Origin of the sequence: Dyadobacter bucti (assembly GCF_005869225.1) — a bacterium.
Taxonomy (GTDB): domain Bacteria; phylum Bacteroidota; class Bacteroidia; order Cytophagales; family Spirosomataceae; genus Dyadobacter; species Dyadobacter bucti.
In genome coordinates, this window is sequence record NZ_SWFP01000006.1 from 468,063 (window position 1) to 484,158 (window position 16,096).

The 16,096-nt window shown below is 43.8% G+C and carries 8 protein-coding genes; 5 read left to right on the forward strand and 3 right to left on the reverse strand.

From position 1 onward, the window contains the following. The first annotated feature begins 163 nt into the window (after positions 1-163). From FBF61_RS21745 to FBF61_RS21755, 3 genes are all read left to right on the forward strand, one after another. Complete coding sequence (locus FBF61_RS21745) at positions 164-2,455, forward strand: RelA/SpoT family protein (protein WP_138481280.1); 2,292 nt, start codon at positions 164-166, stop codon at positions 2,453-2,455. A gap of 128 nt (positions 2,456-2,583) precedes the next feature. Next, entirely contained in the window at positions 2,584-3,087 is a 504-nt protein-coding gene (locus FBF61_RS21750) for a Fur family transcriptional regulator (RefSeq protein WP_138481282.1), read from the forward strand. Between the two features lie 76 nt (positions 3,088-3,163). Beyond that, on the forward strand, positions 3,164-4,459 hold the full coding sequence (locus tag FBF61_RS21755; protein ID WP_138481284.1) for an adenylosuccinate synthase: 1,296 nt from the start codon (positions 3,164-3,166) through the stop codon (positions 4,457-4,459). Between the two features lie 68 nt (positions 4,460-4,527). Here FBF61_RS21755 and FBF61_RS21760 read toward each other — a convergent pair whose 3' ends face one another. Next, on the reverse strand, positions 4,528-7,473 hold the full coding sequence (locus tag FBF61_RS21760) for a DEAD/DEAH box helicase (RefSeq protein WP_138481286.1): 2,946 nt from the start codon (positions 7,471-7,473) through the stop codon (positions 4,528-4,530). Positions 7,474-7,642: 169 nt separating this feature from the next. Then, positions 7,643-8,653: an acyltransferase family protein gene (locus tag FBF61_RS21765; RefSeq protein WP_138481288.1), complete on the reverse strand. Its 1,011-nt coding sequence runs from the start codon at positions 8,651-8,653 to the stop codon at positions 7,643-7,645. 217 nt (positions 8,654-8,870) lie between these two features. Here FBF61_RS21765 and FBF61_RS21770 point away from each other — a divergent pair, with 217 nt between their 5' ends. Continuing rightward, complete coding sequence (locus tag FBF61_RS21770) at positions 8,871-11,120, forward strand: hypothetical protein (RefSeq protein WP_138481292.1); 2,250 nt, start codon at positions 8,871-8,873, stop codon at positions 11,118-11,120. 784 nt (positions 11,121-11,904) lie between these two features. After that, entirely contained in the window at positions 11,905-15,090 is a 3,186-nt protein-coding gene (locus tag FBF61_RS21775; RefSeq protein ID WP_229215165.1) for a chemotaxis protein CheB, read from the forward strand. 296 nt (positions 15,091-15,386) lie between these two features. Here FBF61_RS21775 and FBF61_RS21780 read toward each other — a convergent pair. Beyond that, on the reverse strand, positions 15,387-16,096 hold a 710-nt coding region (locus FBF61_RS21780; protein ID WP_374756627.1), incomplete at its 5' end, for a BclA C-terminal domain-containing protein.

Here is a 16,096-nt window from a genome sequence, read left to right on the forward strand (position 1 = left end):
ATTTACCCGTTTGCAACGCCTTTTGTTGAATTGGGAGTGCAAAGGTATTCTTATTTTTTATATACATCCAAACTTTTTTGAAAATTTTATCTTTTGGTAAAATCATATTGAATAATGTCGTCAAAATTTGTTATTTTGGTGAAGCATACAAATAAATATAGCAGTGGAGCAACTCGTTGAATCCCTCACCATTGACCTGGAACAGGAGCGTAAGGATATCCTCAAAAAATACCGAAGACTGTTAAGGACAGCCAAGCCGTTTTTGAAGGATAATGACGCGAAATTAATCAAAAAAGCCTTTTATACTTCGGTTGATGCCCATAAAGACATGCGTCGCAGGTCGGGCGAACCATATATATATCATCCGCTTGCCGTAGCTCAGATTGTTGTTGAAGAGATTGGTTTAGGTACCACCGGGATTGTCGCAGCGCTTCTGCATGACGTTGTTGAAGATGCCGACATGGGTATCGAAGACATCGAGCGTTTGTTTGGTAAAAAGGTCGCTAAAATCATCGACGGGCTTACCAAAATATCCGGCAGGTTTGAATATGGTACATCGCAGCAGGCCGAGAATTTCAGGAAAATGCTTCTTACTCTTTCGGATGACGTAAGGGTAATTCTTGTGAAGCTGGCCGACAGGCTGCACAATATGCGTACGCTCGACAGCATGCCGCGCGATAAGCAGCTGAAAATCGCCTCCGAAACAATCTTTATTTACGCGCCCCTCGCGCACAGACTTGGACTTTACAGTATCAAATCAGAGCTGGAAGAGTTGTATCTGAAATATACCGAGCCGCAGGAATATCGCGCAATTGCCAGAAAATTAAGGGAAACCAAAGGGATACGTGACCGGTTTATTGCCAAGTTCATGGAACCGATCGCTCAAGACCTGGAAGCCGCCGGATTGAATTTTATATTAAAAGGCCGTCCCAAATCGATTTATTCGATCTGGAACAAAATGCGGAAGCAAAATAAGCCTTTTGAAGAAATATATGACCTTTTCGCCATCAGGATCGTCCTTGAATCTTCCGCTGAAAATGACCGGGAAAAGGCAATTTGCTGGCAGGCATATTCCATTGTTACGGATCATTATAAGCCAAACCCGGACCGTTTAAAAGACTTTTTAAGTACCCCGCGTGCCAATGGTTACCAGTCTTTACATTCAACGGTAATGAGCAAAAGCGGCCAGTGGGTAGAGGTGCAGATCCGGACATCCCGCATGGACGAAATTGCTGAAAAAGGATATGCCGCGCACTGGAAGTACAAAGGAAATGATACGAAGGTCAGGGGCAATATTGAGCAGTGGATTACGCAGGTAAGGGAAACCCTCGAAAATGGTTTTGGCGATAAAACCGCGGCGATCGAATTTTTGGATGAATTCAGGAGCAACCTCTTCAATGAGGAGGTTTTTGTATTTACACCCAAAGGAGAACTGAAAGTACTGCAAAGCGGAGCAACGGCTCTGGATTTCGCATTTGACATCCATTCGGAGGTAGGGGCGCATTGTATGGCTGCAAAAGTGGGGGGGATATTGGTACCTATAAGTTATGTGTTGAACAATGGGGACCAGATTGAGATCATCACGTCAAGCAAACAAAAACCCAATGAGGACTGGCTGCGGGTTGTTGTTACGTCCAAAGCGAGGGCCAGGATCAAGGATTTCCTGAAAGAAGACAACCGTCGCTATGAAACGGATGGCCGGCAGATGGTCGAGAAAAAGCTTAAAGTATTGGGGATCGACCTCACTGCCGAGGTAACCAACCAGTTGCGCGCGTTTTTCGAATGTAAAACGACGACGGATTTTTTCTACCGCATCGGGAAAGGTTACATTCAGCTGGATGAGCTAAAAAGGTTCAAAAGAGAGAAGGAAGCCAAAGAGCGAAAAGCTTCGGATGCTTCCAGTGCAAATACTACGCAAAATAACACCGCAGGCGATGGAAAGGCCCTGACCAAATTACTCAAACATATCCATGGTGACCGTGCAGACAGCGATACTTTGCTGATCGGCGACGATATGGACAAAATAGATTATAAGCTGGCGCCATGTTGCAACCCGATCGCGGGTGATGACGTTTTCGGGTTTGTGACGATCAATGAGGGCATTAAGATTCACAGGACTACCTGCCCTAATGCAGCGGAACTGATGTCCAAACACGGTAATCGAATTATCAAAGCGAAATGGGAGTCGGGCAAGGAAGAAGCCTTTTTGGCGGGTCTTTATTTATCCGGTACCGATCGCGTTGGTCTGGTAAATGATGTAACAAGGATTATCTCCAATGAGCTGCACATTAATATGAGAGGACTTACGATTGATACCAAAGACGGTGTTTTTAATGGTGATATAAAGCTTTATGTTCAGGATACCAGGCACTTGGATATTTTGATCAGCAAGCTGGAACAAGTGGAAGGGGTGTATAATGTGCAGCGTTTTGATACCAATCTGAGCAGCAAATAGTACATTGAACCATTAAAATTCTTGAGTGTTATTAAATAGGTGTTTTTTAGTGACAGTCTTAAGTTAGACTGTCGAAGTAACTGTGATTTAAGTAAAAAAGCGTATTTTCGCGCAAGAATATCAGAGATATGCCACAAGCCAGCAAACCAAATTTTGAAGCCGCAAAGAAAATCTTAACGGCTTACCTGGAAAATAAAGGACTTCGTAAAACTCCCGAACGTTTTGCGATTTTGGAGGAGATATACGCCAGGGAAGATCATTTTGATGTAGACGAGCTCTATATCAGTATGAAAAACAAGCGGTATCGAGTTAGTAGAGCTACGGTATACAACACACTCGATGTACTTGTGGATTGTGATCTGGTTACCAAACATCAGTTTGGGAAAAACCTGGCGCAATTCGAAAAGTCTTATGGCAACAAACAACATGATCACCTGATCTGTACTGATTGTCATAAGGTTATGGAATTCTGTGATCCGAGGATACAGTCTATTCAGAATATGGTTGGTGAAATGCTCAACTTCAGCGTGATGCATCACTCTCTTATTTTTTATGGAAATTGTACCAAGGAAAATTGCCAGAACCGGAACGAAATTACAAGAGAGCCGGCGGAGGCGCATGAAGACAGGTAATCTGTTTAAATAAGGACTGTGTTGAATTCTCGCAGTGCTATCTTACACCATATTAGTTTCAGTAATCAAAAATTGAATGAAAGTTGACGTATTACTTGGTCTTCAATGGGGAGACGAGGGAAAAGGGAAAATTGTGGATGTGCTGGCACCACGTTATCAGGTCGTTGCACGTTTTCAAGGGGGGCCTAATGCAGGTCATACACTTGAATTTGACGGCATAAAGCATGTTTTGCATCAGATCCCTTCCGGGATTTTCCGTAGTGATATCCAGAATATCATCGGAAATGGCGTAGTTCTGGATCCCATTGTTTTCAAAAGGGAAATTGAAAATCTGGGTAAATACAACCTGGACCTGATCAGTAATTTATTTGTATCAAAAAAAGCTTCCCTGATCCTGCCGACGCATGCGTTGCTGGATGCGGCATATGAAAAGTCCAAAGGTGATTCAAAAATCGGATCGACCCTTCGCGGAATCGGACCTACTTACCAGGACAAAATAGCACGTCTCGGCTTGAGAGTGGGAGATATATTATCACCGCGCTTTGCTGATAAATACAAGAAGCTGGTGGATGCACATAAAGTTATTCTTGACTTTTATTCATTCAATTATTCAGATTTGCTTCCTGCTTCGGAAGAAAATTTCTTTGCTGCGATTGAGTTTATGAAGCAATTTACGCTTGTTGATAGCGAGTATGTTGTGAATGACGCTTTGACAGAAGGTAAAACTGTTCTGGCGGAAGGCGCCCAGGGGTCTTTACTTGATATTGATTTCGGATCATACCCTTTCGTAACCAGCTCCACAACAATGACAGCCGGTGCTTGTACAGGTCTGGGAATTGCCCCGAGCCAGGTTGGAGAAGTTTTCGGTATTTTCAAAGCCTATTGCACCAGGGTAGGAAGCGGTCCATTTCCGACAGAATTGCTGGATGAAACCGGTGAGGAAATGCGTAAAGAAGGACGTGAGTTCGGAGCAACTACGGGTCGTCCCCGCCGTTGCGGCTGGCTGGATCTTCCAGCGTTGAAATATGCCATTATGATCAATGGGGTAACCCAGCTGATTATGATGAAAGTTGATGTCCTGACGATTTTTGACACAATTCGTGTTTGTACCAATTATCGTTTGCCCGACGGTTCGCTGACGGATCACCTTCCGTATGATTTGTGCGACGATACGGTTGAACCAGTTTACAAAGAGTTCGCTGGCTGGAAAACTTCATTGGATGGTATCCACGATTTCGAGGCAATTCCGGATGAACTGCTGGCTTATGTGAAATTCCTGGAGGAAGAGCTTAAGTTGCCAATCACTTTTATCTCAACGGGCCCTGACCGGGAGGCGCTGATCAGCAGAGAAACTTCCGCTCTTTTGAATTGATTCAGATATTTTAATCTATATATATAAGTCCCGCTGGCAGATCGTCGGCGGGACTTATTGCTTAATTCCTATGCAAGAAGATTCAGCACATCATCCCTGGTAAGCGATTTTATGAACCCTTCTTCGTTGGAGATCAGATCGTCAGCAAGCTGTTTTTTGGTCCGCTGTAAAGCCAGTATTTTTTCTTCCACAGTATTTTTTGTAATGAACTTATAAGTGAAAACTGTCCGATCCTGGCCGATCCGGTGAGCGCGGTCAATGGCTTGCGCTTCGATAGCAGGGTTCCACCATGGATCGAGGATGAATACATAGTCAGCAGCAGTAAGGTTTAGACCCAGTCCTCCGGCTTTCAGGGAAATCAGGAATATTTTGATGTTATCGTCATGCTGAAAAGTTTCAACTTGCTCCTGCCGATCACGGGTACTGCCGTCGAGATAAGCATAGGTGATTTTCCTTTCATCCAGATATTGCCGGAAAAGATCCAAATGTTTGATGTATTGGCTGAAAATCAAAATCTTATGATTTTCGCTGATCACAGTCTGCATTTTGTACAACACATCTTCAAATTTACCCGAACCATGTTCATAGTCGGGATTCACCATCAGGGGATGATTTGCAAGCTGTCGTAATTTCGTAAGGCCTTGTAAAACTACCAGCTGAGATTTTGATATGCCGTCGGTATCGATACTCTGCAGGATCAGGTTGCGGTAATATGCTTTGGCTTCTTCATAAGCTTTTTCCTGTTCCTCGGACATGTCGCAGTACTGGATACTTTCAACTTTTTCAGGAAGATCAGTTGCAACCTGGGATTTAAGCCTGCGGAGGATGAAAGGTTTTATAAGATTGTAAAGTCTTCTGGTTTTTTCTTCATCATTCCGTTTTTCAATTGGTATCTGAAATTCATCACGGAAAAAAGACTGGCTGCCTAAAAGTCCGGGGTTGACGAATGACATTTGCGACCATAAGTCCAGAGTGCTATTCTCAACCGGGGTACCCGTAAGAATAAGTCTGTTGGCTGCGTTAAGCCTCTTCACGGCTTTGGTGATAATAGAAGCCGGGTTTTTAATCGCCTGAGATTCGTCCAAAATCACATAGTTGAACCGATATGCATGTATAAGGTCAATATCCAGCCTGATAATACCGTACGAAGTCAGGATCAGATCGTAATTGTCGAATTGAGAAGTGTCTTTTTCACGGTTGGTGCCGGTATAGAGAAAAACCTTAAGATCGGGCGTAAATTTTTTCGCTTCCAGCTGCCAGTTGTAGAGCAGGGAAGTAGGCATGATCAGCAGGGACGGCTCTTTTACATCAGCCTCTTTTTGTGATTGTAACAATGCCAGTGTCTGCACGGTTTTCCCCAAGCCCATATCGTCGGCCAGACATCCTCCGAACCGGTATTGTTTCAGGAATTGCAGCCAGTCATACCCTGCCTTTTGGTAAGGGCGCAATGTCCCTTCGAAATATTTTGGAGGCGCAACAGGGTCAATATGGTTGAAATCCCGCAGGTTTTCAAGTTTACGGCTGATCACTGCGGTAGCGAGATTTTCCTCGTTGAGCTCTTTAACCAGTGCCAGATGATGCATCCGCAGACGGAAACGATCGTCTTCGTCACCATGCTCAGTGAAGGAAAAGAACTCAGAATATTTGGTAAACCACCACTCAGGGATCACCGCTATTTCTCCATTGGGAAGCAAAAATTCCTTTTTTCGCGTCAGAATGTAATTTCTAAGCTGAATAAAAGGGATTTCAAATTCTCCGAATTTTACTTTTGCGTTGATATCAAACCAGTCTCTCCCTTCTTGTATGGAAATATCGAGCGACGAGTAGCCGAGAAAATAGCGCTTTGCATCATTTGTATTTTGACGCACCGCAATACCGTTTTCAGCCAATATGTTAGCATTGCTCTGTAACCATCCAAATGCCTGTGATTTGGGCATTTGGATCTTGCCGTTCCGCATGTTCAGTCCCCAGTCTTTAAGCTGGGTCACATTATTGCGTTCAACGTCGATGTTCCTTTTTACTTTATTAAACAGATAATCATTTCCTTTTTTTTCCAGATGAACGCTGGACGGATGTGCCGTGCTATCGTAGTGAAAAGAGAAATTGGCATATTGAAATGAAAGGTCAAAAGTGACTTCATTATCCTCTTCCTCTGCGGTTTCTACGTCGTTGGCGTCCGGGCTGGCAAAGAGCAGCGGAGTTTTTTTGTTAGTGTTGAATTCAGAAATAGTGAGCAAGGTTTTGGGAGAGGAAGACACATTTCTGATCTCAAAACCGCGGGCCACGACATCGTAAGATGCGATGAGAGGTGCCACGAAGCGCTGGTAATACTGTTCCTCTACCTGGCCCGGGATTGCGATGAATTTTTTGGCTAAAAAAGGTTTGATTTTTTTTCCGTCGACGACTCCTTCAAAGTGGTATAAATGGCTCTCCACCATCAACCAGGCAGGCTCCTCACAGATCAGAAACGCATTTTTATACTGAAAATCAAGCTTCTGGAACTTATGCCTGATAGTGGGGAAATAATGTGTATTGTCTTCATTTCTAATAAAATGAAACCGTATCGTCGCTTTTTCCGTTTCCCATATTACCGGTTTCCACAACGGATTTCCATCGCTTCCCATGATAAACAAGTCCTTGCCTACCAGTCTTTCCAGAATACGGCTTTTGCAGTTTTCCAGATATCCTGCAATGGTTTCCTGAATTACTTTATCTCCTTTCTGCGGGTCGTATACTTTCAGGAAAAAATCTACTGCGTTGAGTTTTTTTGGATTGAATTTGCGTAGGACCGCATCCTGCTGTATGTCGTCGATCAGGCCGACAAGTTCAAAATCCTTTACATCCAGCGCTGACCTGAATTCCTTTATGTTTTTGGAAGAAATGTTTTGAATCTGATATGAAAAATCGCCCTGACTGTTAAGTTGAACCACAAAGGATTCAAAAATATACCCTAGGTATTCATGATTTAGAATTGAGTATACAATTTTAAAAGGATCAGAGGGTGAGACTTTCATTATTTTTACTTAGTCGATAAATGAAGTGTGGAAAGCAAAAAGACGTTAATACGGACTCAAATGCCTTCTTTACGGTTTAGGAAACTTCAAATATAGGAGAAATGAGACCTAAAAAAAAGACTTCTTTTTGAGAAGTCCTTCCAAACAAGATGTACATCCTACCCTCATATCAGGCGGTTAGAAGCTCCCGGTCCTGATTTGCCGCGTCGCTATATTTTATTTTCTGCGAAATGTCCTTACACGGCTTTTCAATGATTTTATAATAGTAGTACGAAATAACAATCGTAAACAGGAATGCAAATAAGATCATAAACTGCCTCAGCGGCTGGGTATCAGAAAAACGCTGTGTGAGATTAATGATCCGGAGGCCGACGGGGAAATGAAGCAGATAAAGTGAATATGAGATATTTCCAAAAAATGTGCTCAATCCGGTTGGGTTTAAAGGTAGTAGTATTACGAATGAGGTAAGTACCACCACAATAACTTCTTTGTAGGAATATTGATAGGTCAAAAATAGTATTACTGCCAGACCGGTCACCAAAATCTCAGTTTTATCCAGCTTATCGAAAAAGTAACGGTATAAAAGTATACCGCAGGTAAAAAAGATAGAAAAGTTAAAAACAAAGTTCCGGTCCATGTAAAAAGACAGCACATTAAAACCGACTAAGGCCGGAATCCATATAAGCCTGTTTTTATGACTGATTAACGGGAATATCAGTGCGATAAGCAAGTAATACTGGAATTCAATAGCCAGCGTCCAGAAAACCTGGTTGAGCCAGTCTTTCCCCATAAAAGCATTGAGATAGCCTACATGATAGAACACTTGCTGGAAATCGACGTCAAAAGGCTTACCGACGTAAAATGGAGAAAGGGTGGTTATGTAATTGAGAATGAGTGCCAGTAAAACGCAGATCAGGTAAGGCGGTTCTATTCTGATAAACCGCTTTTTCAGAAAAATAAAAAACTTGGTGATATTGTAATTCCCTTTCTTCATCGAATACGGGATTACCAGGCCGGAAATGATAAAGAAAATCTCAACGCCGTAGTGCCCCGGACTAAAAGCTATTTTAAATGGGTCGGTGTCAGGAAGGTAGTCGAGCTTGTTTGTGAAATGAAAAAGACACACGGAAATAGCCGCGAATCCTCGCAGATAGTCCAGGGAGAATAGATATTTTCTCATGAAGCGGAAGGGTTTGGTCGGGAGTCAGGATACCGGAAACCCAGGACAAAAATGTTGAGTCCGTTCATACAAAAATAATCACTTGGGCTAATTTCCTCTAAAAAATGCAACATTATTTGGCTGTCTTGTATAGAATAAACCGGACTGTTTCGCGTACTTACCTATTGTAGGCAAATATTTGTATCACTGAAGATAGATAATCAAAGTGCTGATTTTCATGAGAAAACCCGTTTTAGTTTCACTTACCCTTTCTCTTTTCATCGTTGGAATACTGTTGTCCATCAGGGGAGCTTATCCGGCCTTAGAGATTTTCAAAAAAATGATGTCCGGAAAGGGCGGGGGATTGCATCCGGCGGGGGAAGCAGATTTTTCGGGTTCAGGTATGCCGCCTTGTAAAGGAGGGTCAGAGTTGCTGGCGATCTCGGGAATTTCTTCAAATGCCCTGACAGCCGTGTTTTTTGGAGAAGATGTGTACGAGCTTAGCTGGAAAATCATGGACAGCGCCAGCAAAATTATTCGCTCAGGAGACATTAAACCGACTGCGAATGAACTGGGAATTAGTTTCGATGCTTTACCTGTCGGCAAGTACGTTTTGGCTTTCAAAGGTAAAAGCTGCGCATCAGCGGAAAGTAAAAAGACATTTGCGATTTCTGAGAACATTGTATCCTCGCCAGGCGCACGATCGGCAGGTTCGGGGAGAAAAATAATTACCCAGGGGTTTCCTGATCACATGGATATTTCGGTTTCCGGCAGGCCGGGCGATTGGGTGATCGATGATTTTGCGCAACCTTTTTTGGAAAAAGGATATGAGTTCCGGTACATGGTCAACGCACATCTTTTTACACAAAATGTTCCTTTGACCAACTACAGGTTTCAAAGCAACGGCCCCCTCAGAATTTGGAAAATGAAAACCAAAATTGGCCTTGAGTCGGTTAACAAATGGAGTGACCGGGAAAATAATTATTATTATTCGACAACAGCCGGGGTTCCGTTCAGCTATAATAGTTCAGCTGCAATTCATACCAGCGTTTTGGGAAACGCTCAGGCAGGGCCGAGAACCAGCTTCGCGCAGATTGTCCCCCAAGAATATAATCCACGCTATCAGGGAACCCAGTGGGCAGATTTTGCTCCTGATATGAAGTTGCCGACCGGGAATTTCTGGGTTGCATCACTTGGAGAATGGAGTATCGACTTGCTCCGCCGGAAAGGCGTTACCCATTTTTCGCATTTTCAGCTTCCCTGGAAAAATCCGGGTGAAGTCGCCAGGTTGAAAGATGCCGGACAAACATATAACGATGTTCCGAGGATCGAGCACTTCATGCATCTTTCCGAGCAGGGGCCCGATAAGTGGCAGGACGGTTATAATCTTAAATACTGGCCCAACGGCCCGCTGAATGAGAATGAAGCGATAAAAAAGGCGAACGAGGCGGATATCTCTGATGCGATCTGGATTACTGAGACGCTGGAAGGGAATTCCACAATGCCTCAGGACAAAGATATGTGGCGGCATTTTTACCGCAGGCTCCGGGAACGTTATGAGGAACGTTTTGGGAAGCGTAATATACCTTACTTGATATGCCATAACTATTTCCAGTTCTGGCCCGGTTCGGTTTCATTGTCGTCAGGACGTCAGGCGAGCAAAAATTTGATGCGTTTGCCGCTTTCCGAACTTCCAACCAAGAATTTTACACCGGGAGGTACACTTCAAAGTACCAATCTTATTATGGAAGCCGTGTACCTGAATGCCCCTGATATACAGAATGAGGCGGTTTACCAGAGCTTGTTCAGGATGGAGCTGATCAAAAAAATGGGTTACAAGGCTGGTGTTTTTCTCTTTGGCGTGCATGAATGGTTTCCCAATAACTTTTATCAATATAATTATGAGGACGGGAAGTACTTTAACCGCGATAAGATCCCTCTGGATCCGAATACAATCATAGCGTATGCATTTCTGAGCCAGATCTACGGGAATCTTTACGTCGAGTGGGGAGGCTCCGGTAAAAACTCAGGGAGGGATTTTGACCTTCAGTGGAGTTCGGGTCTCTGGTACCCCAACGGCGCGAGCAAGCCCCAGGAGGGCTTCCCGCATTATCTTAAACCAGGGGGCAAACATTACAATGGTTATACCGGGAGTCCGGATCTGTCGTATTTTGGTATAAAACTTTTCAATGATACTTTTGGTAAGGTTCACGGCGGACAAAAAAAATACCTCAAATTCAGGATCGATGGCGGGAAATGGTTACAGCCGTCGCAGGATTTGGCGGATGAAATCGTCGATGCCTTCCATGATCAGCGTGGTTTCGTTCTTTCACAAACCAAAGACAGTAAAACAGCCTGGTTTTATATAAATAGTTTTGCTGATAACCTGAAGCACAGGATCGAGGTTGAACTTCCTGACGGACGGATCGTCGGGGATATTGTTGCAGCAAACGGAATTCATGCAGCGCTCGTCGGCGACGGGAATTGAAACCTGTCGCTTGACAAACAGGGAAACGAATAGGATGTCTACATGTAAATACAATTAGGTCTACGTCAGTTATAAAACATCATCTATTCATTATAAATAGTTGATTTGCAAATTATTATATTTGTTGGAGATTAACTTTCTTAGAAGTAGCTTTATAAGAAACATCTTGCGGAACGCCATACCCCATTAGTCAAGTAAGCGCCGAAATCTTTTTAATTTGGAGAATAACGAAAAGTGGTCGCGGCCATACCAGATAAGTGGTGCGAAGAATCAACCCGTTTTCACAGGTTGTAAGAATTGATGATCAACGCTATTTAATCGTCGGATGATTCTGTTTTCGATAAAATCAGCGGACTGGTGCAAGGAATACTTCGCTGGTAGCTTTGCATACATTGTATCAAAGAGGCTACTGATCGGCTATCTCTTTTGTGAACCGTCTAAGGCCGATCATTTTTTATAAAAAGTAAAATCATCTTTATTTAACGTATTTTACAAGATGATTTTAGATACCGGTTCAGTCGTTTTTATCAGCACGTTTTATCGTTATCCAACATCTTCGTTATATTCTCAGTTGGAACCCACCTTTTTACTTCGTCCGGCTGGATTCAGCAACAATGTTAATTAGATCATAGCCATTCAACTCATCCGGAAGATTTCATTTTCTTGTGAACATGGAGGTGAAAGTTCGCCTGATCATAGAATAGGGCCTTGCGATCAGTACCATACGTATATTTTGTAACGTGATAGCAAACCATTCATTTTGTAGTTTTAAATCCTTCACTAAATGCCTATACAAAACACAGAACCACATCACGTCATTGCCATAGGTGCTTCTGCCGGTGGATTGGAAGAGCTTAGTACTTTTTTTGAACACACTCCGTTAGATGGCGTTTCCTATGTGATCGTCCAGCACTTGTCTCCTGATTTTAAAAGCAGAATGGTCGAGCTGCTGTCCAGCCACAGCAAACTGACGGTGCAGGAAGCCGAAGAGGGAATGTCGCTCATGAACAATCAAGTTTACTTGATTCCCAATGACAAGTTTATGACCATCCAAAGCGGCAGACTTCATTTAACCGGCAAAGAAGATGTAAGAGGGCCGCATATGACCATCAACACATTTTTCACTTCCCTTGCAGCGGACTCCGGCCCCAAAGCCATTGCCGTCGTACTATCGGGCTTAGGATCCGATGGAACCGATGGGATCAAAGCGATCAAAAGGGCTGGGGGTATGGTGATTGCCCGCGACCCGCAAACCTCAGAATTTAGCAGTATGCCCTCTAATGTGGTTGCAACCGGGATGGCCGATTTTATTCTGGAACCGCAGGCGATGCCCTCTGCGATTGAGGACTACGTTAAAAGAGAGATAGACCTGCTCGCTGCCCATATCAACGACGATCATAACATGGCTGTAATTATAGATCTCATCGGCCAGCAACTTCCACTTGATTTCTCCGATTATAAAAAGACGACTATACTAAGAAGGATCAAAAGAAGGGCAGCATACGGAAACTTTAACCAGCTTGAAAATTACCTTGTTTTCCTAAAGGCAAACCCGCAGGAGGTAGAAGCGCTCGCCAAAGATTTCCTGATCAGCGTAACTGCCTTCTTTCGTGATAAGGAAGCGTTTGAATTCATCGAAAAAAAAGTGATGCCACAGATCCTGGAGGACTTGACACCAGAGCAGGAAATCAGAATGTGGGTTACCGGGTGCGCGACGGGAGAAGAAGCTTACTCGATGGCCATCCTGGTCACCGAGCTCCTGGGCGAGAAAATCCATGATCATGAAGTCAAAATATTTGCCACTGATATTGATGGTGCCGCATTGGTCGTTGCCGGAAAGGGGGTCTATGGTTCTGACTTGATGGTAAACGTCTCAAATGAACGCCTGGACAAATATTTTACCCAGGAAGGCGATAATTATAAAGTCAAAGCGGAGATACGGAAAATGGTGATTTTCGCCCAGCATGACCTGGTGAAAAACCCACCATACTGCAACATGCATTTTGTGAGCTGCCGTAACCTTTTGATATATATGGCCCCGGTGCTGCAAAAGAAAGTATACTTAATGCTGCTCTTCGGCCTTAAACAAGGCGGTTACCTTTTCCTGGGGTCAAGCGAAAACCCCCTGCCCATTCTGCAAAGCTTGGAGGTAGTCAGTAAAAAATGGAAAATCTATAGAAACCTGGATTCAAACCATGCAGTCAGCTTCGACGCTTTCACAATTCCGGAATCCTTATACAAGAAAACAGCCTTTTCCAATTTTTCACAGCACGAAGTACTAAAGAATACGGACCGTACACTGTCAGATGCAGTCAATGAAACCTTGTTCGATGAATGGGGGTGTCTGGTCGTGTGCATAGACCAGAATTATAAGGTGATTAAATCCTATGGTGATACATCAAAATTCTTGATCCAGAAGGTGTTTACATCAGATTTGACAGAGCTTCTTTCGGCCCCCCTTGCAGTAGCATTGACCACAGTTTGCCAGGAGGTGTTCCAAACCCAGCGTAACGCCGGAGTAAATGGTGTTACGATCATGCAGGGCGGAGAGGTGCAGAAGGTTAATTTGTCTGTCAGTCCGATGGTTTTCAAAGGACGCAAAAACGGATTACTGGTTGTCAGTTTCTTTGAATACAAGGAGGATAGCCAGTTCGTTAAAGGGGCTCCGATATTTGATGAAAAGATTTACTTAGACAAGTACGTTGTTGCGCTCCAGCTGGAAAACCGGGAATTAAAGGAAAGGCTGGCCGAGTCGGATGAAAAGTTATTTTCCCTTAATGAGAATATGCAGTCTTTCAATGAAGAGCTGCTTTCTGCTAATGAAGAGATGCAGAGCACCAATGAAGAAATGCAGTCGGTGAATGAAGAATTACATACCATCAATTCGGATTATCAATTGAAAAACAGGGAGCTGGCTGAGCTTAATGATGATCTGAATAATTATTTCAGGAGCAATATCAATGGTCAGCTATTTGTCGACAGCCAGTTCCGGTTGATGAAATTTTCTCCAGGTATGGTTACATTAATCAATCTGCTGGAGAGCGATATCGGCAGACCTATTGCCAATATATCCACCAATTTTAAACTCGAGACTATCATTGCTGATATTCAAAGCGTGGTAGGAGGCGGGGCAATAGTTAAAAAGGAGATTCAGGCAAATGACGGCAGGTGGTACCAGGTAATGACCATGCCTTACCTCCGGAAGCTGACCAACAAGACCGACGGCGCGATCATTACTTTCGATGATATCACAGAGCTGAAAACTGTGCAAGACGAGCTGGCTAGAAAAAACAAAAGCCTTACGCGCATCAACGAGGACCTGGATAATTTTGTGCACACCGCTTCACATGATCTTCTTTCACCTCTTGGGGCCATAGAGGGCAGCATTGCTTTGATGAATCAAATTCAGGTTGCGGATCCGGAACTAAACCAGTTTTTAAGCATTATCGACGCATCCGTCAAAAAATTCCGGGTATTGATCAGCGATATTGCTGCCATTGCGAAGATAGAGAACAATGCAATTGCAACAGAGCAGGTCGATCTCGAAGAAATACTGGACAATGTTGTATGGAGCTTGGATGACAAAATCAAGTCATCCTCCGCATATATCATCAGGGAGTTGCATGTGGAGCGCATTCTTTTTTCACGCAAAAACCTGCGAAGCATCCTTTTTAACCTGGTTTCCAATGCGATTAAATTCAGAAGTGACAAATCACCGGTCATCCTGATCAAAAGCGAGAAGCTGGGCCTGGCAACTGTTTTGTCTGTCGAGGACAATGGAGTGGGCTTTGACAGTTCTAAGTCAAGCAAGATTTTCGATAAATACGGGCGGATTAAAGTCGATGTAGAAGGGCAGGGGATTGGACTTTATCTTGCCAAAAAGATTGTGGACGCAGCGGGGGGGGAAATCCAGGTCGAAAGTGAGCCAGGTAAAGGGAGTAAATTTTCTATATTTTTCAATGTAGATTAATGTATTGAACAGGCAGTTTTGCGTGTCAGCATCGCTTGGCAAGGAGATTCCGGCTTTTCGTATAGAGATAAGCGGACATTTGTTTTTAATAGGAATAGCTGGAAACGTTTAATTATTTCAATCAGCGGCTGTGTTCTCAACCAGTTTGCCGGGACGCTTATTCAGCTCTTATCCCGGTGGTTCTCGTTAGCGAGAAATCCAAAAAACTGGTCAAGCGTGTGTATTTTGGACTTTTTTATACATTGATTTTTAGCAATGCAATTTTGAATCCTGTCCTGTTCCTGTATTCAAGCCTGTTAATTACCGAGGTAGAGGATTTTAATTGATGCGTTTGCATTGATTTGCGTTCCCCCTGCCAACGTTTGAAGCGTGACAGCCGCCGCACCTGTATGATTTCTTACAGTTAATACATCACCGGCAGAAGCGGTAATTATTGTCATACCTGTGTTTTGTTGCGTACCAGCACCTGAACCGTACGTGGCACCCGCAACTGGAGCCCCGTTTTGAAATAAGGTAAACTGGTTAGGTTCGACGCCTGACACATGAAACCAAATCGAATAGTCTCCGGCGGTGGTCAATGTGATATTTGTTGTGCCAGGGGCATGTGTAATCCCTCCCTTTATAACACCATTGTCACTAAAAGCAACATCTGCTTCTAACGCGACAACCTGAGCGTTTAAATTATAAATATATGCATATTCAGCAATGCCGCTGGCTGCAGGAGGGTTACCCGATGCCTTTGCATAAAGAGCATAAGGTACGCTCAGTAATTCTGTGGTCCCGGTAATGGTATAGGCTGTGCCTCCGATCGGATCGGTTTCTGTTTTGATAAAATACGGCCCACTGCCCCAGTTGATAGCGGCAAATGTGCCGGAAACGATTGTCCCTGTCCCGATGGCCAGGCTTACGAGCCCATTGGCATTGGTAACCGCTGCATGCGTTTCCACATAAGAGGCCGTCCCGTCGTTTGATCCCTGCAATATGCTTATCCTGATGCCGACGTTTT

Excerpts from the sequence above, each read along its gene's own strand:
- FBF61_RS21750 (WP_138481282.1), top strand. The coding sequence starts at position 2,584 with ATGCCACAAGCCAGCAAACCAAATTTTGAAGCCGCAAAGAAAATCTTA.
- FBF61_RS21755 (WP_138481284.1), top strand. The coding sequence starts at position 3,164 with ATGAAAGTTGACGTATTACTTGGTCTTCAATGGGGAGACGAGGGAAAA.
- FBF61_RS21760 (WP_138481286.1), bottom strand. The coding sequence starts at position 7,473 with ATGAAAGTCTCACCCTCTGATCCTTTTAAAATTGTATACTCAATTCTA.
- FBF61_RS21765 (WP_138481288.1), bottom strand. The coding sequence starts at position 8,653 with ATGAGAAAATATCTATTCTCCCTGGACTATCTGCGAGGATTCGCGGCT.
- FBF61_RS21770 (WP_138481292.1), top strand. The coding sequence starts at position 8,871 with ATGAGAAAACCCGTTTTAGTTTCACTTACCCTTTCTCTTTTCATCGTT.
- FBF61_RS21775 (WP_229215165.1), top strand. The coding sequence starts at position 11,905 with ATGCCTATACAAAACACAGAACCACATCACGTCATTGCCATAGGTGCT.